Here is a 21,023-nt window from a genome sequence, read left to right as displayed (position 1 = left end):
CCTTTATATTATGCTACCTTCGCAGTCGCTGGAGATGCGAGCCTGCCGGATTCGCTCGAGATTCCCACCATGCGTTCAATTTAGGTTTATGCAAGTGATTCAGGAGAGCAAAGGGTGAGTCCGCACCAACCCAATCAAGACAGGCCAATAGCGACCGGAGAAGGACGTTCGCCGGATATTTTCCTTTTTCTGGCTGCCCTCCTTTTGCTCTTTTGGGGCCTTGGCACACGCGGCCTATGGGGTTCTGAAGGGCGCTGGGCTGAGGTCACCAGAGAGATGTTTCTAACCGGCGACTTTTTGCATCCCACCATTGGAGGCGAACCGTATTTCGATAAGCCTCTTCTGAGCTACTGGCTGATTGCCGCAATCACTGCGGTGACTGGAATATTGAATGAATGGGTTGCGCGACTGCCAAGTGCAGTCAGTGGATTTCTCACCATTTGGGCAACCCGGGATATTGGCGGTCGACTATGGTCAGCCGAGATTGGTAGACTTGCAGCATGGATTCTGCTGACAACCTATGGCTTTCTGTTTTGGTCGCGTACCGCCGCTGCAGATATGGAAAATGTTGCCGCTATCATCATTGCAGTGGCCTGGTACTGGTCACAAAGAGACAATCCCGGCTTCAGGAGTTTCCTGATCTTTTATTTGATTCTGGCTCTTGGGGCCCTGACCAAAGGGTTGACTGCGGTGGTCGTGCCAATAATTGTCATCTTCCCGGACATTTTGCGGGAAAAGCGCTGGCGCATGTTATTCAAAGCCTCCCATTGGGCTGCTCTGGCACTCGGCCTTGGCGTCTATCTGGCGCCTTTCTGTTACGCTTCCTTCACGCGCCCCGACTACCAGGCGAGTGGGTTCGGTATGGTGGTCAGAGAAAACATTGTTCGGTATTTCAAACCATTTGATCACAAGCAGCCATTTTACATTTATCTGTATGAACTTCCTCTATTGCTGCTGCCATGGTCTCCCCTCTTTATCGCGGCCACGGCAGGCATTGGTCGTGCCTGGAAATCGCTGGACGAAAAGACCCGCTGGCTGGTCGAGTCAATCGCCCTGATCTTCCTGTTTTTTACGTTGTCGGGTTCCAGGCGAGGTTATTACATCCTGCCGATACTCCCTTTCTGCACTTTGTTGACGGCAATTTTTACCATTCGACCTCGACCAAATGCAAACCAGACTCTTGACCTTTGGGCCCTTGGAATTCAAAAAACGCTGATGTTTGTACTGGTTGCTGCCAATTTGCTTGTCCCTCTGATGCTGCCGATTATGCGGGTCTGGATGGGATTCAGCGCACCTGTGATGCTCTATGTCGCCTGCCTCACCATCGGACTGTCGGGCCTGGTTTTCGGGCGGCTGGCATACAAGGCCACAGCGGTGAGCAATTACCTGCCGGGGCAGCCGCTGGTGCAAGCCATGCTTGTCATGGCCATGTTGACCGTTGGCGGTTACTTTTGCTGGCAGCAGAATACGCTTGATGCGCTGCGCACCGAGCGCCCTTTTGCGTTGGAGCTGCAAAAGGAGCTGGTCGGGCTGCCGCCGTACCGCATGGCAATTTATCCCAGGACGGATGCCAAACTCTGTTACTACCTGGATGTGGCGCAGCCTTTGCACATCCTCGATCGTCCCGAAGCGGTACAAAACTTTTTGGATGAGGAAAAGCCGGGAGTTTTGATCATGCAACGCAGACATGCGGCTGACCTTCCGTTCCAGATCCAGGCGGAATTGGACGGCATGCGACAGTTCCGTGAAAAACAGCAGCCGTGGGAATCAAAATCTTCGGGTGGTGAAAAATGGGTAGCTTACTTTTACGAGGTGACCGGGCAGTGACTCGCTATATTCCACTGATTCTGACCGGCGTGCTCTTGAACTCGGTGGCTCAGCTTTGCCTGAAGCAGGGAATGCAGACCATTGGCTACTTCGACTTCAGCCTCAGGAACCTGCTGCCGGTGGGCATAAAGATAGCATTGAATCCGGTCTTGCTGCTGGGGATGGCCTGTTATGGGGTGAGCATCGTCATCTGGCTTATGGTTCTGTCACGAGTGGATGTGAGCTACGCTTATCCGATGTTGAGCGTCGGCTACCTTGTGACTGCTCTCGCGGGCAAGATTTTGTTTGGAGAACTTGTCGGATTAACAAGGCTTTCTGGAATTCTTCTGATCTGTCTGGGGGTCATCCTGATAACCCGCAGTGGCTGATAATGCAAACGGAGAACGATGAGTAGCGAAAACAGTCCCAAACTCTCAATTGTCACGCCGATGTACAATGAAGAGGTAAACGTAAAACGTTTTTGCAAAAGACTGTATGCCGCCCTTGAAGGTCTACCGGAAAGCTGGGAAGTCATCTGCGTCAATGACGGCTCGTCGGACAGAACACTGGATCTCCTGCTGCGGGAAAAAGCGCGGCGCGATCGCTTGACGATTGTTGATCTTGCCCGCAATTTTGGTCAGCACGCGGCCGTTCTGGCGGGATTCACCTGCAGTCGGGGAGAATGGATCGTGACCCTGGATGCCGACCTGCAAAATTCTCCCGAAGAGATTCCCAAGCTCATCGACGCCTTCCGCAGGGGTTATGATCTGATCGGGTCCATCAGGGTAGACAGGCACGACCCGCTTTTTAGAAAGTGGGCATCACGATTGACCAACCGACTGATCAGAGCAATTTCCGGCATATCCCTCACCGATTTTGGCTGCATGCTCAGAGGCTACAGTCGGGAAGTCGTCAATGGAATACTCAAGAATCCGGAGTACAGAACGTTCATACCGGCACTTGGCGCCCTCTTTGCGCGGCGCCCGGTGGAAATTGCAGTGCAGCATGAGGACCGGGCGGCGGGCGAGTCCAAGTATTCCATGCTCAAACTGTTCAGCCTGCAATTGGATCTGGTCACGGGTTTCTCTCTTTGGCCGCTCAGGGCGTTGTTTTTTGTGGGCAGCTTCATTGCGGCCTCAGGGCTCTTGATGGGACTTCTCATTCTGGCGTTGCGCCTCTATTTTGGTGCCGAATGGGCCGGTGGAGGTGTGTTTACGCTGTTTGCGGTGCTGTTTTTCTTTGTGGGTGCTCAGTTTTTCGCTTTTGGTCTGCTGGGTGAATATGTGGGAAGAATTCTTCAGTGTGTGCGGGGCAGACCGCCCTATGTTGTGAAGGAGATTTACCCGGGACTTCCGGCCCAAGTTGTTGACTCCGGCTCGGAGCATCAGGAGGTTGCATGAAGGCAGTTGTCTTGGCCTACCACAATATTGGCTGTGCAGGCCTGGAAGCTTTATTGAGGAATGGATTCAGCGTTGCTGCAGTTTTCACGCACAAAAATAATCCACAGGAGAATATCTGGTTCGAATCCGTGGCCGAACTCGCTGCAGCGCGCGGACTCCCGGTGTTTGCTCCGGAAAACATCAATCATCCCATCTGGGTGCAACGTATCCGGGAGCTTGAACCCGATATTCTGTTCTCCTTTTACTACCGCGACATGCTTGCCCGTCCCCTGCTCGATATCCCCCCCAAGGGATGCCTCAACCTGCACGGCTCTCTTCTTCCCAAGTACCGGGGCCGATGTCCCATCAACTGGGTGCTGGTCAACGGCGAAAAGGAAACAGGAGTCACACTGCATTACATGACGCCCAGGGCCGATGACGGTGACATTGTCTGCCAGAAAAGAATCGTGATCTCACCGAATGATACCGCCAGGTCCCTGCATGAAAAAGCAGTACAGACCTCCGCTATCCTCCTGGATGAGGTTCTCCCCCGGATAAAATCCGGTATCGCCCCCAGGGTTCCCCAGAATCATGAGCAAGCCAGTTACTACGGAGGTCGGCGGCCGGAGGACGGTGAAATTGATTGGCAAAGAACGGCGAAGCAGGTAAGAGATCTGGTCAGGGCGGTAGCCGGCCCCTACCCCGGAGCATTCAGCTATATCGGCGACAGAAAGTGCATTTTCCACAGGCTCACCGAGGTTCGCACAGGCCCGGTAAACGGCAGACCCGGGGCCGTCATTTCCATGGATCCGCTGGTGATCGCCTGTGGCGAAGGGGCGGTGCAGGTGGACTTTGGGCAAGCAGAAGACGGTGTCTACACCACCGGCAGTCAACTGGCGGCGGAGCTCCATTTGACAGCGGGCAGCCTCTTCGGACCTTGTACCCGCAAGCGCTTGGAAGCTACTCGCAAGAAGAGAGTTTTGATCCTGGGAGTTGACGGCTTCATCGGCAACGCACTGAGCGAGAGGCTTTTGAACAGCGGCCAGTATGAGGTCCACGGCATGGATCTGGGCGCGAACTCGATTCAGCGTTTAGTCGACCGGCCGGGGTTTTATTTCGATGAAGGGGACATTTCCATTCATCGCGAATGGATTGAATACCATATCCGCAAATGCGACATGGTCATTCCGCTGGTCGCCATTGCCACCCCCATAGAATATACGCGCAATCCCTTGAGAGTTTTCGAACTGGACTTCGAAGAAAACCTGCGCATTGTTCGCTATTGCGTGAAGTACGGCAAACGCATTGTGTTTCCGTCCACTTCCGAGGTCTACGGAATGTGCAGTGAGGATGAGTTCGACGAAGACAATTCTGCTTTGGTTGTCGGTCCCATCTGCATGCAGCGCTGGATCTATTCCTGTTCCAAGCAGCTGCTCGATCGAGTGATCTGGGCCTATGGCAAAGAAAAAGGGTTGCAGTTCACCATTTTTCGTCCGTTCAACTGGATAGGACCCAGGCTCGACAGTCTCAGTTCGGCGCGCATCGGCAGTTCCCGAGCTATTACCCAGCTGATTCTGAACCTGGTAACCGGCACTCCCATTCAACTGATTGATGGGGGCAACCAGAAACGCTGTTTTACGGATGTGGGCGACGGTGTAGAGTGTCTCTACAAAATTATCGAAAACAAAGATAATAGCAGTGATGGACGTATCATCAACATTGGAAATCCTGACAATGAAACGAGCATAAAAGACTTGGCGAACATGCTGGTGCAAAAGTTTCACGGTCATCCTCTGAGAGCTCACTTTCCACCTCATGCGGGTTTGCGTGAAGTGGAGAGCGGCACCTACTATGGTGAAGGATACCAGGACGTGCAACACCGCAAGCCGTCCATAAGGAATGCCTGGCGTCTGTTGAGGTGGCGGCCGACGGTGGGGTTGGAGGAAGCCGTTGAACGCACACTGGATTTTTTCCTCAGGGAAGCGGTGCGCTGCGGCGAGTTTGAGCTCCGCCAACCACTGCATGAGCAAGCATGGGAAGACGGCAGTACTTGACAAATGGTCATTGGCCTTAGAATCGATGTCGATACGCTACGAGGAACCAGAGACGGTGTCCTGCCGCTTTGCGACCTGCTGAAAAAATATTCGTTGCATGCCTCGTTTTTCTTTTCCGTGGGCCCGGATAACATGGGCCGGCATTTGTGGCGCTTGTGGCGCCCTTCCTTTCTGTACAAGATGGTGAGGTCCGGCGCACCGAGCCTTTACGGGTGGGACATTGTCATGCGCGGCACCCTCTGGCCCGGCCCCGTCATTGGAACGAGGTGCAGCCATGTGGTCCGGTCCGTGCTGGAGGCCGGACACGAGGTGGGAATTCATGCCTGGGATCATCACGCATGGCAGAGTCGCATTGCAAGGATGAACGCGGATGCCATCGAACGACACCTGTCATCAGGAATTCACATGCTCAGGCAAATCACCGGAGTCCAGCCCTGCTGTTCGGCAGCGCCCGCATGGAAGACCTGTGATGCGGCATTGCTCCGGAAGGAGCGCTTCCCCTTCACCTACAGCAGTGACTGTAGAGGACACAGCGTGTTCCGGCCCATCGTCCATGGAAAAGTCCTTTCCCAGCCGCAAATTCCCGTTACCCTGCCGACCTATGATGAGCTCATTGGACGTCATGGAATCAGTGACCACAATTACAATGAATTCTTGATGTCGTGCATGAATCCGGAAGGGCTGAATGTGCTTGCCATTCACGCCGAGGTTGAAGGGCTTTCGCGCATTGAATTGTTTAATGGTTTTGTACGCAGGGCTCTTAAAAAAGGAACAGGGTTTGCCCCTTTGGGCAGTCTTATCAGCAACTCCCTCCCCGTCGGGCATGACAGCATTGTCAGGCGGAAGCTGGTTGGCCGTCAGGGATGGGTTTCGTGCCAGGCCGGGATGACAGATCCTGGCAGCTTTCATGCGCAACCGCCCGGGGGAGAGGGGCGGACTTTTACCGTGCCGCAGTGCTCGTGAAAGCCAGGCACGACCAGGCTCCGGCGTGGTGAAAAGGTTTCCTATGAAAGAAGGGCTGCGTGAACGATACCCCCAAGACACAGGATGACAGTCTCTACAGGCTCTTATTCTGGATTGTTCTGGCTGGAAGCCTCCTTGTTTATTTCTGGGGCATCTGGGCCATCCCGATCCTCTCTCACAACGAGGCGCGACGAATGATCGTCGTGCAGGAGATGATTGCCGGCCACAACTGGCTGCTACCCACACTCAACGGACAGCCTTACCTGGCAAAGCCGCCTCTCTTTTACTGGCTGGCAGGAATCTTGACCTCACTGTTCCACACCACTTCCGAGTGGGTGATGCGCCTGCCGTCAGCACTCAGTGCTTTTGCGGTCACCTGGTTGCTGTACGCCCGGGTAAGAGACCACCTCGACCGGCGGACCGCTCTTTTTACCGCGCTGACTCTGGCAACTTCGGCTCAGTTCACAATGTTTGCACGCCGTGCCGAAATAGAAATGCTGCTGACCGCCTGCTGCGTGGCGGCGCTCGTTTTCTACCGGGATCATTTGAACAAAGCACATGGCAACAGGTATCTTTGCCTCTCATACGCTTTTCTGGCATTCGCTTTTCTGACAAAGGGCCCGGTTGCCCTGGTGTTTTTCCTACCCCCGATTGTCGTCTTCGGGCTCGTCAAAAAAGATCGGAAGGCTCTCCGGGGACTGCTTTCCGTAAGCGGGTGGGCTATCTTTGCAGGAATCGCTTTGCCCTGGTATCTCTATGCTTTTTTCACGCTGGAAACACAGATGGAGAGAGTCATCAGTGAGGATATTGTCTCGAAGGCGTTCAGTGGGCGGGACAAAGATCCCGTTTACGACTATCTGCTGGTGGTTCTGGCAGCATTCGCACCCTGGATCGCTGTCGTCTGCTACAGGACCAAGAAAGTGATTCGACATCTACATGATCAATATGACAGCGCATACTTTGCCGCAGGCTTTTTGGTTCCCCTCATGGTCATGTCCTGCTTTGCCCAAAAACATGCCAAGTATATCCTCCCGCTGATTCCCTGCGGCGCCGTTCTGATAGGAATCTGGCTGGCCGAACTTGCCGCCGATTTACGCCGACGTTGGCATAAGCACTATGGTTTTCGCGTCATGTCAGTGGTTGGCATCGTGCTGGCAGGATTTTTTGTTTATTATTCGCTGGTCGAGTCGAGAATTTATAGGTATCGATTTGAAGTGCTTGAACCCCTTGCCGCCAAAATTCGAGCTCATGCCGTCGAGACCCCGGTATATCTATACAAAGATCTCAACTATCAAGTCGTCTACTATTACGGTAAGCCTATTCCTGTCGTTCAAAAACCGGAGCTTGAGGCCATGATCAAAACCGGTCAAGATTTTCTTTTGCTGGCTGAAAGCTCGGGTTGGGAGGACTTGAGCGGTGCAGAGCTTTGCATCATCGCTGAATACAAACCCTTCCTCAAGCGGGACAGGGCCGTAAGACTCCTTGCAAGCAGTAATCTCTGCCCGTCCTCTTAAGGCTCTTAATGTCTCTTGTGCCGGTGAAAGCCGCTATACTCGACTCCCCTATTGCCCCGACGAAACTTTCAACAGCATTGGTTTGACGCTTGTCTCTTTGCGTACATTTGTCATGAGAGACTCCGCCTTTCGCTGATCGTTCACGGGAGCCAGCTGCACCACGTATAGCCGGCCGAAATTCGGGTGGGTGGTGGTTTTGACAATCACTTCGTATCCCTTTTGCAGCAGCGTTTGTTGAATGTTGTCAGCATTCTGGCGCTGCTTGAAAGAACCGATCTGCACAACATATCTGGTGCCGGTCGGGGATGCTGCTTTTGCCGCTGATTTGGAAGCCGGTGCTGAAGGCGCTAAAGACGCCTGGCGCGGGTGTGCAGGGGGAGGTTGTTGGCGTGGAACAGCGGATCCGGCGGGGGCGGGCTCGGGTTGCACAGTGGGCGTGGCCTCAACCGCTTTCGCCTCGGTTGAACTGGGAGATTCTGCCGCATCCTTTTCCGGCGCCAGCGCTTCCGGCTGGGATTCAGCCATTGAAGCCAACTGAGGCTGTTCAACCGGGGTCTCTCCTGGCGGAACTGCACTTTCTCCGACGGGACCTTCAGTATAGCCTGAAGCACCACTCCCTTCTTGCACTCTCGGCATGTCCTGGCTTTCTGTTAATCCAGGCTCCAAGCTGGACTCACTGATGCCTTGAGCAGAATCCGGCTGCCGCGATGCCAGCCCCGATCCCATATCCAGTGGCGACGATCTGGGAATCTCTCGCACCACCATGCCGTTTTCAGCAGTCACCTTCTTCGATGTTGTCTTGTCCGATCGCCGCTGGGTGATCAAAGGAGTAATCACCACCAGCAGGACCAGCCCGATGGCCGCCCAAAGAAAGTACTTATAATAATATGAAGAAGACCCTTTCTTTATATTCCTGTTGAGAAATACTTTCCCCCCCATGACTCGCTCCTCTGCTCTATTCGTGCGGCAAGTTCCTTGCCTTTTCAATGGCTCGCTGAAATCCCGGCAGTGATTTTTCTATGGTAGCATCATCGACACAATAAGCTATTCTAAAGTGACCCGGGCCTCCAAAACCACTCCCTGGAACCACCAGAATGTTTTCTTCCTGAAGAATCCTGACAAACGCGACATCATCGGCTAGAGGACTCTTGGGAAACAGATAAAATGCTCCCGCGGGAATAGTCAAGTCATACCCGAACCTCTGCAGTCCCTCAGCCAGTCGATCACGTTTGCGCTTGTATATTTCGACATCAACACAGACCCCTTGCAGTTCTCCAACCACCCTTTGCATCAGACCCGGTGCGTTGACAAAACCGAGTATGCGGTTGGCCAAAGCAAGAGCACCAATGAGCTCCTGCAGTCCCTCGATTTCCGGGTGAACGGCAACAAAGCCGATCCTCTCGCCCGGCAACGATAAATCTTTGGAATAGGACGATGCGATCAGGCTGTTCTTGTAATACTGAAATATACAAGGTACGCAGCATCCATCGTAGACAATCTTTCTGTAAGGCTCATCGGATACCAGATAAATGGCATGCCCTTGCTTGTCCTCCTGGCTTCGCAGGAGTTCTCCGAGACCCTGAATGGCGGCTTTGGCGTAGACTTGACCGGTAGGATTGTTGGGTGAGTTGATGAGGACGATCTTGGTCTTGGTCCCGATGGCTTTTTCCATAGCATCGAGATCGAGGGTGAAATCGCTGCGCGTCGGTACGGTTTTGAGCACGCCCCCATGATTGTCGGCGTAGAAGCTGTATTCGACAAAATAGGGCGCCGGCACCAGCACTTCGTCTCCCGGATCGAGCAGAGCCTTGAAAATGATATTGAGCGCACCGGCGGCACCACACGTGGCCACCAGGTGATCCGCCGCAATGGACACGCAGTACTCGCCGCACAGATAAGCGGACAGAGCGGAGCGCGTTTCAGCCAGACCCACGTTCGGCATATACCCGTGCATGCCGGGCTCTTCACGCATCACGACTTCAAGCAGCTTCTGTTTCACAATCTGGGGAGGAGGCACGTTGGGGTTGCCCAGGCTGAAGTCAAAAACATTTGCAGCACCATACCTCTTTTTCAGCCGCGTTCCTTCTTCGAACATTTTTCGAATCCACGATGCACTCTCCATGAACTGAAGCATTTTTTGGGCTACAGCCATCAAATATTCCTCCGTAAATTGGATTGATCCGCGTGCGGGCAAATTGTGAACATGCCATGTTCCGTGGTTCTATGCCAATATAAAAGAGGCACAAAGGAATATGCAAGGGTTAAGCGACTGCTGTTTCTATCAGTTACTCCACAGCAATGGGTACATCCTGCGGTGTGTCGTATCCAGGCGGTGCAGCCCCGCTTCTTGAGCCCACCTCCAGACAGTGTGGTACTCATGGGCCGTCAGTGTGCGACCCAGCCCCTGAATTTCTGCAGCTTCATGGCAAGGCCGATAATGTCCCATCAAATTAACATACGTACGATCTGAAACCTCCGTTGCAAGCCAGTTCAGGATCTCACGGCTTTCATCCAGGTGTGCGGGCAAAATGAGATGTCTCACCAAAACTCCCCGCACCGCCCTGCCCGCTTCATCCAGCAGCAACTCGCCCACCTGTCGGTGCATTTCCCGGACGGCTTCCCTGGCGACTTCGGGATAAGCGGAGGTACCGCACAAGACGGCAGCAGTTTCAGCCTTCCAGAATTTAAAATCGGGCAGGTATATGTCCACGAGACCGCGCAGGGCTCTCAGGGTTTTGACTTTTTCGAATGCGCTGGTGTTGTAAATAACCGGCAGCGTAAGTCCTCGTGAACGTGCTGTCTTGAGAGCGAGGATAATGTGCGGCAGGAAATGAGTCGGCGTAATCCAATTGAGATTGTGGCAGCCTTCTGCCTGGAGCCAAAGAAAAATTTCCGCCAGCCGACCCGCGTCTATGTGACTTCCCTCTCCGCGCCAGCTCATGTCGCAGGTTTGGCAGAACCTGCAGCGCAGCGTGCAATGCGAAAAAAAGATCGCTCCCGAGCCCCCGTCGCCTACCAGGCAGGCCTCCTCACCAAAATGCGGCATATAATCGTTGACAACCAATTGGGAAGATGCCGCACATTTTCCCAATTCGCCAGATGCCCGATCAACGCCGCAGTCCCATGGGCAAAGCCGGCACTTTCGGTATTTCCTCATTGCCACAGGCATCCTTGACCCTCAACCGTGATTTGCCATTGTTTCCGCCGTCAGGTCGCCATGAGATTTTGGCGGGAAGCAAATGGGGGGCGCACGGCAATTCTGCAGCATTGGGATGAAAATGTCGAACACTTCGAATAAATAAAGTTTTTCGTGCTGATGTGGTTTCATGCTATTAGAATGCTTTTCGAACACCTGTTGCTCATCACATCCACCGGCAGAATTGAATCGGGGCTGTGAAAGTCATTTTGTTTTGGGTTGGCTTTGGCCGTCACAAGCGAAATCTTCAAAGGATTTCGGGAAAGAGAGATCGAAAGCCATGAGAAATGATCCCATAAAACCGCAATCATCTGCCGTAAGAAGCTCGCGCACCGGGTCCGCCTCGAGACACTCCCACAAGACTCCGCTCGTTATTTCTGCTTTCATGATACTGCTCGCGCTGGTGGGTGTTGCCATCACGGCGGCCAATTTCAAGAACGCCAAAGCATTTTGGGTCGGTCTTATGCCCGTCTACGGAGTGTTGTGCATTTTCACCGCTTATCATTATGGCGGCAGGACCAACTCCGCGCTGGTTGTGCGGCAGGTATTTCACTGGCTTGGAATTGGCGCGGCCATCTATCTCGATTTAGCTTTCCTGCATACTTCCGGTGAACAGACCAGCATTGCTGCAGGGCTGAGCTCGCTGCTTCTGCTGGCCCTGGGCTGCTACCTGGCAGGGATCTATGTGGAATGGCCGTTTGCGGTGGTCGGCATTTTTTTGGCGGTTACCATGATCGTCCTGATCGCCGCCCAAGAATATTTGATATTGTTGCTGGGAATCGGTGCGGGACTGCTTGCGGTGATGTTTGCTGTTCACAGATGGTCGAAGCCGAATGGGTAAGGCAGGGGGATTTGGGTCACACCCTGCCCACCCGGCATCAACTGGAAGATGAGTTACTGCCGGGACACGATGGAACCCCGTCAGCCCAACCGATGCCTAACGACGGCGTGGCATCAACAACTGCGCATCCTGCTGGGTGATCGTTCCGTCCGCTATACCCTTCTCGATCAACTGCACCATCAGTTGATGCCGCTTGGCACGAGCTTCCATTTTATCCACAATCGCTTTGCCCTGATCCGCCGACAGATAGCCGTCGGTTACCAGTTGGTTGATCTGAGCAATCTTTTTGGCTCTCATTTCAGCACGAAAAGTCTCTCGGTCAACGTTGTATTCGTGCAACAGCGCCTTGAAATGCTTTTCTCTGACCTGCTGCCTTACGGTCTCAACGGGTTGTTTGGTGAGTTGAGCCAGTACGTCGACCATCATGTTCTCCTGCAGGTATTTACCCAGGGAATTTGATCCTCCGTCGGGGCGATGACAGCCGTATTTCATGAATTTGCCCGGCCCGTCTAAAGTGCCCGCCGCGTGCAAGCCGCTCCACGCTGTCGCACCAATCAACGCCACACAAGCCACAACGATCATTTGCATCTTTTTCATGTCAACCTCCCATGGTCACAAGTTTGAATTGAACGCTTTTTATTTCCACCGTTTGTTCCAAGCGTTGGCCATAAAATAGCGTTCAAATGTGGGGAGATTATGAAGGAAAGTTGTGAAGAATGTGGAATCGCGGCATGGACTTAAATAAAGCCTTGCAGCTGCTGGATGGGCACGGCAAACTGCTTGTCGATCCGGGAAATCCATTTCACCCTGTTGTTCTGAAAAAATGGGAACTTCTTGACACCTTCCAGTGCAGATGCTATTCGAAAACCTCAACAAAATCAAACTCTATCACCACACTTTATACTCTGGAAAACGGAAGGAGAAATACATGAAGAAGCTTTCGGTACTTCTGTTGGCTGTTGCTATGGTTGCGCCGGGCATTGCCGCGCAGATCAGCCAGGCGGCAGGCTATAAACAGGAATATAAACTTTCCACGGTCCTTGGCAAGCCGTTCCCCTGGGGTAACGCCGGTGAGCGCTGGGCAGAACTGGTCAGGGAAAAGACCGCGGGACGGATCAACATCAAGATGTATCCCGGTGCCAGTCTGGTCGGCGGAGACCAAACGAAGGAGTTCACGTCCATTCGGCAGGGAGCGATCGACCTGGCCATTGGTTCTACGATCAACTGGTCTCCCCAGGTGCAGGAACTGAACCTCTTTTCCATGCCCTTTTTGATGCCCGATTACAAGGCTATCGACGCTCTGACCAAAGGTCAGGTAGGTGACGAGTTGTTCAAGATCCTGGCAAGCAAAGATGTAGTCCCGCTTGCCTGGGGTGAAAACGGTTTTCGGGAGCTCAGCAATTCGAAACGGGCTATCCGTTCCCCTGAAGATCTGAAGGGATTGAAGATCCGTGTGGTTGGTTCACCCCTCTTCCTGGACAGTTTCACTGCCCTTGGCGCAAATCCCACCCAGATGAGCTGGGCGGATGCGGTTCCCGCCCTGTCGAGTGGTGCCGTGGATGGACAGGAAAACCCTCTGACCGTTTTCATGGCAGCCAAGCTCTACAGCGCCGCCAATCAGAAATTTCTAACGCTGTGGGGATACGTCGCGGACCCCCTCATTTTTGTGGTCAATAAGGAGGTATGGGAAAGCTGGAGTGCGGAGGATCAGGCTGCCGTGAAAGAAGCCGCTGAGCAGGCGGGAGAGGAGTGCATTGCGGAGGCACGCCAAGGGCTCTTGCCGCCTGACTATCCACTGATAAGTGAGATCGAAGGGCATGGTGTCACAGTCGTGACACTGTCGGAGGCGCACAAGGCTGAGTTTAAGGCGGCCACCAGACCGGTTTATGAAAAATGGGCGGAGGAGATAGGTCCGGAACTGGTCAAAAAAGCCGAGGAATCGATTGCGGCGAGCAGGCAGCCTTGATGAACGCAGCATAGATTCGGGAAGACTTGCCATGGAATGCCAGCCACCCTTGTGCTCCGATCCGCCCAAAACTCGAGTGCCGCTCGAGCTTGAGGAAAATTTGGGGGGAATCATCATCGCTGTTTTGGCTGTTATCACCTTCGCCAATGTTGTAGTGCGCTATCTCACCAATCTTTCCTTTGCCTTTACCGAGGAGCTGTCAATCTTTCTCATGGTGGTCATGACCCTGGTGGGCAGCTCCAGCCTGATGGCGAAAGGCGGGCATCTAAGCATTACTTTCTTTGTTGACCTGCTCCCTGCAAAGAACAAGCGCAGAGCGGTGCTCATGACGCAGATGGTGACGTGTTTGACGTTTCTGGTGCTGGCTGGACTTGGAGCCCGGATGGCCTGGGATGAATACCGTTTCGAAGTCACTTCGCCGGGTCTGGGGATTCCCACCTGGATCTATACCGTCTGGATGCCAATCCTCTTCCTGCTTATCACTGCGCGTGCGGTCGGCGTCATCATACGCACCTGGAAGCGGATTGACCGATGACGACGGGGTTGATCCTTTTCGGCTGCTTTTTCGTGCTCATGTTTGCAGGGGTGCCAATTGGCGTGTCCTTGGGTTTGGCCGGCATGGTGGCGATCATGCTGGCAAAGCTCGGGGTGATGGCGATTCCCACCAACGTCTACTGCGGGATCGCCAAGTATCCCCTGCTTGCCATCCCCATGTTCGTGCTGGCTGGAGCCATATTCGACCGTTCCGGTGTCGCCGCCCGGTTGCTGCGCTTTACTGAGGCGTTCGTCGGCCGTGGGCGTGGGGCACTGGCAGTCATTACCGTACTGGTCGCCATGGTGGTGGGGGGGATCTCCGGTTCCGGTCCGGCGTGTACCGCAGCGGTCGGAGGCGTCATGCTCGGTGCCATGATGCGTGAAGGCTATCCACCGGCTTTTGCCGCGAGTGTCACTGCCGCCGCCGGCTCCACCGATATCCTGATCCCTCCCTCGGTGGCGTTCATCGTCTACAGTGTGCTGGTGCCCTCGGCCACCGTACCCGCATTGTTCGTAGGCGGCATCGTGCCGGGTATCCTGGCCTGCGTAATGCTCATTATTCCCTCGTTCCTGCTGAGTTTCTACTACAATTTTGGAGGGGGGAGCAGTGACGAGCCGCGGCCCAGGATCTGGAAATCCTTTAAGGAAGCTTTCTGGGCACTGATCGCGCCCGTGCTCATTCTTGGGGGCATGCGCACGGGCTGGTTCACCCCAACCGAGGCTGCCGTAGTCGCCGTGGTTTACGGTTTGGTGATCGGGGTCTTCGTCTATCGCACCCTTACCCTGCGCGACATCCACCAGCTACTGATCGAGTCGGCTGAGACTTCAGCGGTGATTCTGATCGTCGTCGGCCTGGCGAGCATCTTTGCATGGGCCTCCAGCACCATTGGCATCGTGGACCCGCTGGCTGACGGCTTGGTGGCTCTAGGGGGCGGAAATGGACCGCTTCTGATGTTCATTCTCATGCTATTTCTGGCAATAATGGGAATGTTCCTGGACGGGATCTCAATCTTTCTCATTTTCTGCCCCATCCTGATTCCTGTGGCTGAAACGTACAGCTGGGATCTGGTCTGGTTTGGAGTGTTGATGACGTATGTGATTGCAATCGGACAGTTCACGCCTCCCATGGCGGTCAACCTCATGGTGAGCTGCAGGTTGACGGGGGCACCCATGGAGGAGACGATGCGCTGGGCCTTCTGGCTGGTGCTTTCCATGGGGATTGGACTGATTTTGATGATTTTTTTCCCCGGCCTGGTGCTTTGGCTGCCAAAAGTCCTGGGCTTCATGTAACGCAGGTTGCGCTGGGCAGAGAACCATGATGCGGAGGTGGAATAGCGGCTGATCTAGAAACCACTGTCGTCGAAACCTGATCCGCAACCGCCTGGCCCAATCCATTTTTACCGCATGGGGGCAATGCCCATGAAAAGGACGGTTTCCAGCTCATTCAGGCTGCGTTTTGGAGCCGCTCGCAGCGTCCGCCAGGTTGGGGAAATAACCTTTGCCACTCTTAAATATTCCAATCTTTTGACGGCTGCTGTTCAAAACCAGATATGTCTGCGGCTCGGTTCTTTGCAACTGCCATCCGGCAGAATCAGCAACCCCTTTCTTAAATTCCCAGTATCCCATCTCGTTGGTGCCTTCCATGGGACTGGCCGCGGTTTTTGTCGCCGTTGATTTGCCTTTTTTTGCTTCCATTGGCAGGTTTCCTTTCGCTGAATAGGGGTACCAAAACTCGAAGAACTGTCATCAGCAAACCTTCAAACCATCTCCCCCGCAACAGAAAGTAGCCGGCAAAAGAGGCCTGCATGTGCCCGGCTGTCCTCGCTCTGGGAGCCTATTCATCAAAAAAGTAAAAGAGTTTTGAGCGGAATGTAATGAATCAAGTCTACTTCGGTTTTGGAATGAAGCAAATGATTTTTATCTGGTATTGAGAAACAATTTTCACTTTTTCTCTAATTCGATTAAGATAACGATAATATTAATCGTTACAGGCACAGTGGCGCGGAGGGTGTTATAAACGTCAATCGCCGATGTAGCTTGTGTTGCGCGCATATTGGACCACGCCCTCCCAATTCTCCTCAACCGATTCATTTTTCAAACCATTCTGGAAGATTGCCAAGTGGAGATTGCAGGAAGCACTTGGATACCTTTCACATGTCCTGAAGCTGCTGCTGGAGACGGCTGTTGCACTTACCGAGCTCGCAAAAAGATTTCCAGCACCGATGAAAGGAGGGATCCAACCACCAGAGATAAGGTCTAACAGGGAGGTAAAAGCACAGGTGGGGCTGCTGCTGAACAATTTGATCAGCTGTTTTTTCCACCCAAAACCCCAAATGAATGAGGATTGCCATGGGACTTTTCGATTTTGTCAAAGACATAGGGAATAAGATCTTCGGTGCTGACGAAAAACCGGAGGAAAAGATCAAGGAACACCTTTTGGAATCCAACCCGGGAATCACGGGTCTTGACGTTGCCTTTGATGATGGTGTGGTGTCTCTTTCCGGACAGGCGGCCAGCCCTGAGGCCATGGAAAAGGCTGTTTTAATGGCCGGTAATGTACTGGGCGTCTCGGAAGTCAAGGTCGACGGGCTGCAGGCCCCACAGGTTACGGAGCAGGTTGAATATTACACCATCAAAAAGGGAGATACGCTCTCGGCCATTGCCAGGCAGTTTTACGGAAATGCCAATGACTATCCCAAAATTTTTGAGGCAAACCGTGAGGTCATACGCGACCCGGATCTGATATTTGTCGGCCAGAAAATCCGCATTCCGCTGAAATGATCGGTCGGGAGGATGGTCTTCTTTTAACCTCCTGCCGCATGTTTGGAAGTGACAATATGAATTGGAGTACGCCATGAGCATTACTGAATTATTAGGATCGATGATCCAATCGGGTATGACGGCATCGTCCGGTGACCGTTTGAAAAATGCCCTGGGTGGAGGAAGTGGCGGTTTGCTGGAAAATCTTTCTTCGTTGTTTGGTAGTTCCGCCGGCGCAGGCGGCAACATGCTGGAAACGCTGTCGTCAAAACTTGGTGGAGCTTCCAGCGGCGGTGGTGGCCTAGGTGGTTTGCTGGGAAGCGTTCTGGGCGAAGCCGAACAGGCTGTTGGCGGGAAAGAGAATCTTGCCCTTGGAGGACTCGGAGCGCTTGCCGGCGCTCTTATGGGAGGCGGAGGAAAATCTATCGGCGGAGCTCTGGGTGGCGGTGTTCTGGCGCTTCTTGGGGCGATGGCTTACCAGGCATTGAAAGATACCGGCGCCGAGAAACCCAGTGTGCCGGTGGGATTAACGCAACCAAAAACGGAGTCCGATCGGCAGATACTCGAAGAGCATGCAAAGCTCATTTTACGGGCCATGATCAATGCAGCCAAGGCGGATGGGCAGATCGATCAAAGCGAAGTTCAACGCATTAAAGGCAAGCTGGAGGAGGATGGCATCAGCGCCCACGAGCAACAATTTATCATGATGGAAATGCAGAAGCCGATGGAGACTGAGCAACTGATCGCCGCCGTTCGAGGCAGCCAGCAAGTTTCCGCGCAATTATACGCGGCTTCCTTGCTTGCTATTGAAGTAGACACACCTGCCGAACAACAATACCTCGATCAACTGGCAACCGGTTTAGGGCTCACCCCGGAGGTGACCCGGCAGCTTCGAGGATTTGCCGGTTTCTAATGGTGCGCTGCGGCGCAAGAGGGGAGCCGCTCTCACATACAGTGCGGCTTCCTGTTTCAGGATCAAATTTTCAACGCCTCAAGGGGCAAATGGTTGGGGCTTTAAATGGCAACACTGCGCGCCACCCGAAACCCATAGCTGAGGCTGCGCAGCTCAGGCCGGTGATTGCGAAACGAGCACCGAAAGTAATCCTCTCGGTTCAAAACAAACGAACCTCCACGAGCCACACGAGACTTTCCCGATGCGGGCGGATGCAAATCGCCGGCCCGATAACGTTCATACGCTTCGACCTCAAACCAGTCCTCACACCACTCCCACACGTTTCCCGCCATCTGGTAATGGCCCCAGATGCTGCGGCCCTCGGAGTAGCCGAGAACGCTGCAGGTGGTTTCGCCGCCGCGATTGTCGGCATGGCGGCACTTTTCCTCATCCCATTCATTGCCCCAGGGATACCGACGGCCATCCACTCCTCGCGCCCCCTTTTCCCACTCCAGCTCCGCAGGAAGTCGAAGCCCCGCCCAAAGGCAGTATGCCTTTGCGTCTTGCCAGCTCACATACACCACCGGGTGATCCGAATGTTCCCTGGGGAAATGTTGACCTCTCCACACGGGCGTCCCCCAGGGGGGATCCGGAGTGCGGTGACCCGTTTGTTCCACAAAACGCAGGTACTGTCCGTTGGTTACCGGGTGCAGCCCGAGATAATAAGGCGGCAGATCTACCGGAAACGGGTCGCCACCGCCTTCATTTGCTCTGAATCCACCAGCCAGGAAAATCCCGCCGGGCACCAGCAGCAGGCTGCTTCCGTCCGCTGCGTTTTCGCTTCGCCACTCGGTCCCTTCGGGCAGCCATTGAGGATATTTGAGTTGAGAAAAAACGCTGATGCGCCTGGCCACTAGCGGCTCCATCCTTTTGCAGGTTCAAACGATGAGATGAAAAAATGTTCTTTGTTTGATTGTTGATCCGCGGTCATTTTGCTGGCAGCCGCAGACATGTCGTTGCCTTGGGAATCTTGCGCCTGGTATCGATCGGGATAGAAAAGCCAGAACATACAGATTTGATCCTGGCATGCATCGGGCAAAAAAATGGTGGGCGGGGAGGGATTTGAACCCTCGGCTTCCACCGTGTGAGGATGGCACTCTCACCGCTGAGTTACCCGCCCATTTGCGGCAGTTTATATACCATTGGAAGCGTATGTGCAATAAAAAAGGCGTGCCGAATCGGAGGGTAAAATCAGAGAATCTTCAGGCGCAGCCGCAGGTAGTCCTGTTTGCTCTCCTTATCATTGGGATCGAGCTTGAGGAGTTGGTCAAGCTTTTGCAAAGCGTCCTTGTAACGGCCGGATTTTTCGTACAGATTGGCCGCCTGGCGCAGGTACTTGCGATCTTTGGGGTTCAGGCGAATGAGCGCTTCCAGTTCTTTTAAGGCCCCTTCGATATTGTCCAGCTTCAGGTGGGCATAGAGGAGGTAGCGGTGGAATGCGGCGTTGTCAGGGTTTTTCCCGCTGGCTTTTTGGCATAACTCTACGATCGCCTTGTAATCCTTCTGATCGTCATAGATCTTGAACAGAGCATCGTAGTAGCCGCCATTGTCGGGCTGTAGTTGCGCCAGCTCCCGGAGGATTTTCACTTCATCCTTGGAATTGTTCTGCTTGCGATAAAGATCCAGAAGGTATTTGCGGCTCTCCACATCCTTGGAATCAATGGAGCTCACCGTTTTAAAAGCCTTGGACGCCTTTTCCCAGTCTTTCGCCTCGTAGTAAAGCACACCCAAATTGAACTGCACGGTCTTGCTGTCCGGCTGCAGCGCCGCCAGCCTCTCATAAGCGCTTATCAGCGCCTTCTTGTCCCTGGCCTGTTCCGCGAGGGATACCAGTCGAAGGATTGCTTCCTTCTGTTTGGGGTTCTTGTCGAGAATCTTTTCGTAGGTCGCCCGAGCCTGCGAAGGGGAACCCTTTTGTTCCTGCAGCTCCGCCAGGTGCATCCAGGTTTTTGTATCGCCGGGATTCTTTTGCAGGTATTTTCCCAGGGTATCTATGGCCTTGCCGAGTTCGTTATTCTTTTCATACAGGACGGCGAGGTTGTAGTAGATGTCCGGGTCCCTGGCACCCGCTCTGATGGCCCGTTCGTATGCCGCGGCGGCATCCGACCAGTCTTTGGTCTGCGTGCGCAGGTCCGCCACATACAGCAGCAACGAATGGTTGAATTGTTTGGGGATTTCTCCTTGATGCCGGTGCAGAAAATTGGCGGTTTCCTGGGCCGACCTATTTTTCTGAAGGTATCCCAGTAGCGCTTTAAAGTCATCGGCATCCTGAGAAAGATTGAGTAGTTCCAGCTGGATCTGCAATGCTGCATCCACCCGGTTCTGCGCCTTATAGGCAATCAGTTGACGTTCCAATATGGCCCTGGATTTCCCCGATTTGGCAATGTCTTCATAGAGCTCTGCGGCCTTGGCATAACTCTTGTTCTCCAGGTACACATTGGCCAGCTGTGTTTTTACCAGCGTGTTTCCGGGGTGCTCCTTGAGGGCGTTTTCCAGGTACCTCGCCTTGACATTGGGGTCCATGGCGGCGTTTGCCTTGTGCAGCCAATCGCGGGCATCCAGCCGGATGAGTAAATCAATTCTGCCGATGGGCATTTTCCACCGAACAAACTGGATGGCGACTTCCCTTGGAGTTTCAAACGAGTCATCCGGCCAGATTTCCTTGATCGTCACCGGCCTGTCATTCAGAACATTGACGTCAAAATCGGACGATACCGCCTTAACACCCCAGGAGATCCAGCCATCGGTTTGAACCTTGAGAAGCTGCAGTGAATCGGCGGGATTGAGAGACAACTGGGAGTCCGGCTGAACCTTCACTGTGTTGCCGTTGTGAATGAATGTTACCGCTTCCAGCTTGCGCGGAAGCGGCAGGATGGACGTAATGGACTCTGTGTCGACGCTGGACGCGCTGCCGTAAAGGAAAAAATAGGCGGCTCCACCGACTGTCAGCAACAGCACAGGGAGCAGAAGGTAGCGACCGATACGGCGTTTTTTTTTCCTGTTCAGCAACAGCGAGCTGTCCAGTCTATAGTTGTAGCCGCGCCCTCGTCTAGTCATA

At 53.8% G+C, this 21,023-nt stretch carries 20 protein-coding genes and 1 tRNA gene; 13 read left to right on the top strand and 8 right to left on the bottom strand.

Annotation, left to right across the window (positions count from 1 at the left end; all coding sequences use genetic code 11):
- Positions 1 to 114 precede the first annotated feature (114 nt).
- From K1V27_RS07230 to K1V27_RS07205, 6 genes are read left to right on the top strand one after another with little or no spacing between them, the layout of a single operon-like run.
- The gene (locus tag K1V27_RS07230) at positions 115 to 1,827 is read left to right on the top strand and encodes an ArnT family glycosyltransferase (RefSeq protein WP_258928957.1); all 1,713 of its coding nucleotides are present in this window, start codon (positions 115 to 117) and stop codon (positions 1,825 to 1,827) included.
- Entirely contained in the window at positions 1,824 to 2,195 is a 372-nt protein-coding gene (locus K1V27_RS07225) for a DMT family transporter (protein ID WP_258928956.1), read from the top strand. The genes K1V27_RS07230 and K1V27_RS07225 overlap by 4 nt, the downstream gene beginning before the upstream one ends.
- 18 nt (positions 2,196 to 2,213) lie before the next feature.
- Complete coding sequence (locus tag K1V27_RS07220; RefSeq protein WP_258928955.1) at positions 2,214 to 3,206, top strand: glycosyltransferase; 993 nt, start codon at positions 2,214 to 2,216, stop codon at positions 3,204 to 3,206.
- A complete protein-coding gene (gene arnA, locus K1V27_RS07215; RefSeq protein ID WP_258928954.1) occupies positions 3,203 to 5,239 on the top strand; it encodes a bifunctional UDP-4-amino-4-deoxy-L-arabinose formyltransferase/UDP-glucuronic acid oxidase ArnA in 2,037 nt (678 codons plus the stop codon). The genes K1V27_RS07220 and arnA overlap by 4 nt, the downstream gene beginning before the upstream one ends.
- A 3-nt stretch (positions 5,240 to 5,242) precedes the next feature.
- Positions 5,243 to 6,202 carry a polysaccharide deacetylase family protein gene (locus tag K1V27_RS07210; protein WP_258928953.1) on the top strand — a complete coding sequence of 320 codons (960 nt, stop codon included), beginning with the start codon at positions 5,243 to 5,245 and terminating at the stop codon, positions 6,200 to 6,202.
- A gap of 59 nt (positions 6,203 to 6,261) precedes the next feature.
- Positions 6,262 to 7,716: an ArnT family glycosyltransferase gene (locus K1V27_RS07205; protein ID WP_258928952.1), complete on the top strand. Its 1,455-nt coding sequence runs from the start codon at positions 6,262 to 6,264 to the stop codon at positions 7,714 to 7,716.
- A 48-nt stretch (positions 7,717 to 7,764) separates the two neighbouring features.
- On the opposite strand, the gene K1V27_RS07200 is transcribed toward K1V27_RS07205, so the two are convergent.
- From K1V27_RS07200 to K1V27_RS07190, 3 genes are all read right to left on the bottom strand, one after another.
- Complete coding sequence (locus tag K1V27_RS07200; protein ID WP_258928951.1) at positions 7,765 to 8,655, bottom strand: SPOR domain-containing protein; 891 nt, start codon at positions 8,653 to 8,655, stop codon at positions 7,765 to 7,767.
- A gap of 16 nt (positions 8,656 to 8,671) precedes the next feature.
- The gene (locus tag K1V27_RS07195; protein ID WP_258928950.1) at positions 8,672 to 9,868 is read right to left on the bottom strand and encodes a pyridoxal phosphate-dependent aminotransferase; all 1,197 of its coding nucleotides are present in this window, start codon (positions 9,866 to 9,868) and stop codon (positions 8,672 to 8,674) included.
- A gap of 129 nt (positions 9,869 to 9,997) precedes the next feature.
- Positions 9,998 to 10,873 carry a radical SAM protein gene (locus K1V27_RS07190; RefSeq protein WP_258928949.1) on the bottom strand — a complete coding sequence of 292 codons (876 nt, stop codon included), beginning with the start codon at positions 10,871 to 10,873 and terminating at the stop codon, positions 9,998 to 10,000.
- 319 nt (positions 10,874 to 11,192) lie between these two features.
- Here K1V27_RS07190 and K1V27_RS07185 point away from each other — a divergent pair, with 319 nt between their 5' ends.
- Positions 11,193 to 11,753, top strand: a complete 561-nt coding sequence (locus K1V27_RS07185) for a hypothetical protein (protein WP_258928948.1) — start codon at positions 11,193 to 11,195, stop codon at positions 11,751 to 11,753.
- 96 nt (positions 11,754 to 11,849) lie between these two features.
- On the opposite strand, the gene K1V27_RS07180 is transcribed toward K1V27_RS07185, so the two are convergent.
- A complete protein-coding gene (locus tag K1V27_RS07180) occupies positions 11,850 to 12,350 on the bottom strand; it encodes a hypothetical protein (protein WP_258928947.1) in 501 nt (166 codons plus the stop codon).
- A 134-nt stretch (positions 12,351 to 12,484) separates the two neighbouring features.
- Here K1V27_RS07180 and K1V27_RS07175 point away from each other — a divergent pair, with 134 nt between their 5' ends.
- From K1V27_RS07175 to K1V27_RS07160, 4 genes are read left to right on the top strand one after another with little or no spacing between them, the layout of a single operon-like run.
- A complete protein-coding gene (locus K1V27_RS07175) occupies positions 12,485 to 12,685 on the top strand; it encodes a hypothetical protein (RefSeq protein ID WP_258928946.1) in 201 nt (66 codons plus the stop codon).
- Complete coding sequence (locus K1V27_RS07170) at positions 12,682 to 13,719, top strand: DctP family TRAP transporter solute-binding subunit (protein WP_258928945.1); 1,038 nt, start codon at positions 12,682 to 12,684, stop codon at positions 13,717 to 13,719. The genes K1V27_RS07175 and K1V27_RS07170 overlap by 4 nt, the downstream gene beginning before the upstream one ends.
- A gap of 31 nt (positions 13,720 to 13,750) precedes the next feature.
- Positions 13,751 to 14,254: a TRAP transporter small permease gene (locus K1V27_RS07165; RefSeq protein ID WP_258928944.1), complete on the top strand. Its 504-nt coding sequence runs from the start codon at positions 13,751 to 13,753 to the stop codon at positions 14,252 to 14,254.
- The gene (locus tag K1V27_RS07160) at positions 14,251 to 15,543 is read left to right on the top strand and encodes a TRAP transporter large permease (RefSeq protein WP_258928943.1); all 1,293 of its coding nucleotides are present in this window, start codon (positions 14,251 to 14,253) and stop codon (positions 15,541 to 15,543) included. Before K1V27_RS07165 ends, K1V27_RS07160 begins: the two co-directional genes overlap by 4 nt.
- 150 nt (positions 15,544 to 15,693) lie before the next feature.
- On the opposite strand, the gene K1V27_RS07155 is transcribed toward K1V27_RS07160, so the two are convergent.
- The gene (locus tag K1V27_RS07155) at positions 15,694 to 15,948 is read right to left on the bottom strand and encodes a hypothetical protein (protein ID WP_258928942.1); all 255 of its coding nucleotides are present in this window, start codon (positions 15,946 to 15,948) and stop codon (positions 15,694 to 15,696) included.
- A 654-nt stretch (positions 15,949 to 16,602) separates the two neighbouring features.
- On the opposite strand from K1V27_RS07155, the gene lysM reads away from it, so the two are divergent.
- Positions 16,603 to 17,034, top strand: a complete 432-nt coding sequence (gene lysM, locus K1V27_RS07150; RefSeq protein WP_258928941.1) for a peptidoglycan-binding protein LysM — start codon at positions 16,603 to 16,605, stop codon at positions 17,032 to 17,034.
- 61 nt (positions 17,035 to 17,095) lie between these two features.
- Positions 17,096 to 17,926 (top strand): tellurite resistance TerB family protein, encoded by an 831-nt coding sequence (locus K1V27_RS07145; RefSeq protein WP_258928940.1) that lies wholly within the window; start codon positions 17,096 to 17,098, stop codon positions 17,924 to 17,926.
- Between the two features lie 101 nt (positions 17,927 to 18,027).
- Here the strand turns inward: K1V27_RS07145 and K1V27_RS07140 are convergent, their stop codons facing one another.
- The 3 genes from K1V27_RS07140 to K1V27_RS07130 all read right to left on the bottom strand — a co-directional run bounded on the left by K1V27_RS07140 (position 18,028) and on the right by K1V27_RS07130 (position 21,022).
- Complete coding sequence (locus K1V27_RS07140) at positions 18,028 to 18,819, bottom strand: formylglycine-generating enzyme family protein (protein WP_258928939.1); 792 nt, start codon at positions 18,817 to 18,819, stop codon at positions 18,028 to 18,030.
- A 190-nt stretch (positions 18,820 to 19,009) separates the two neighbouring features.
- A tRNA-Val gene (locus K1V27_RS07135) sits at positions 19,010 to 19,085 on the bottom strand.
- Between the two features lie 71 nt (positions 19,086 to 19,156).
- Positions 19,157 to 21,022 (bottom strand): tetratricopeptide repeat protein, encoded by a 1,866-nt coding sequence (locus tag K1V27_RS07130; RefSeq protein WP_258928938.1) that lies wholly within the window; start codon positions 21,020 to 21,022, stop codon positions 19,157 to 19,159.
- Position 21,023 lies beyond the last annotated feature (1 nt).

This window comes from Desulfoferrobacter suflitae (assembly GCF_022603395.1).
Classification (GTDB): Bacteria; Desulfobacterota; Syntrophobacteria; order Syntrophobacterales; family Syntrophobacteraceae; genus Desulfoferrobacter; species Desulfoferrobacter suflitae.
The sequence above is the reverse complement of the archived record's forward strand: the minus strand, read 5'-3'. Positions and strand labels throughout refer to the sequence as shown.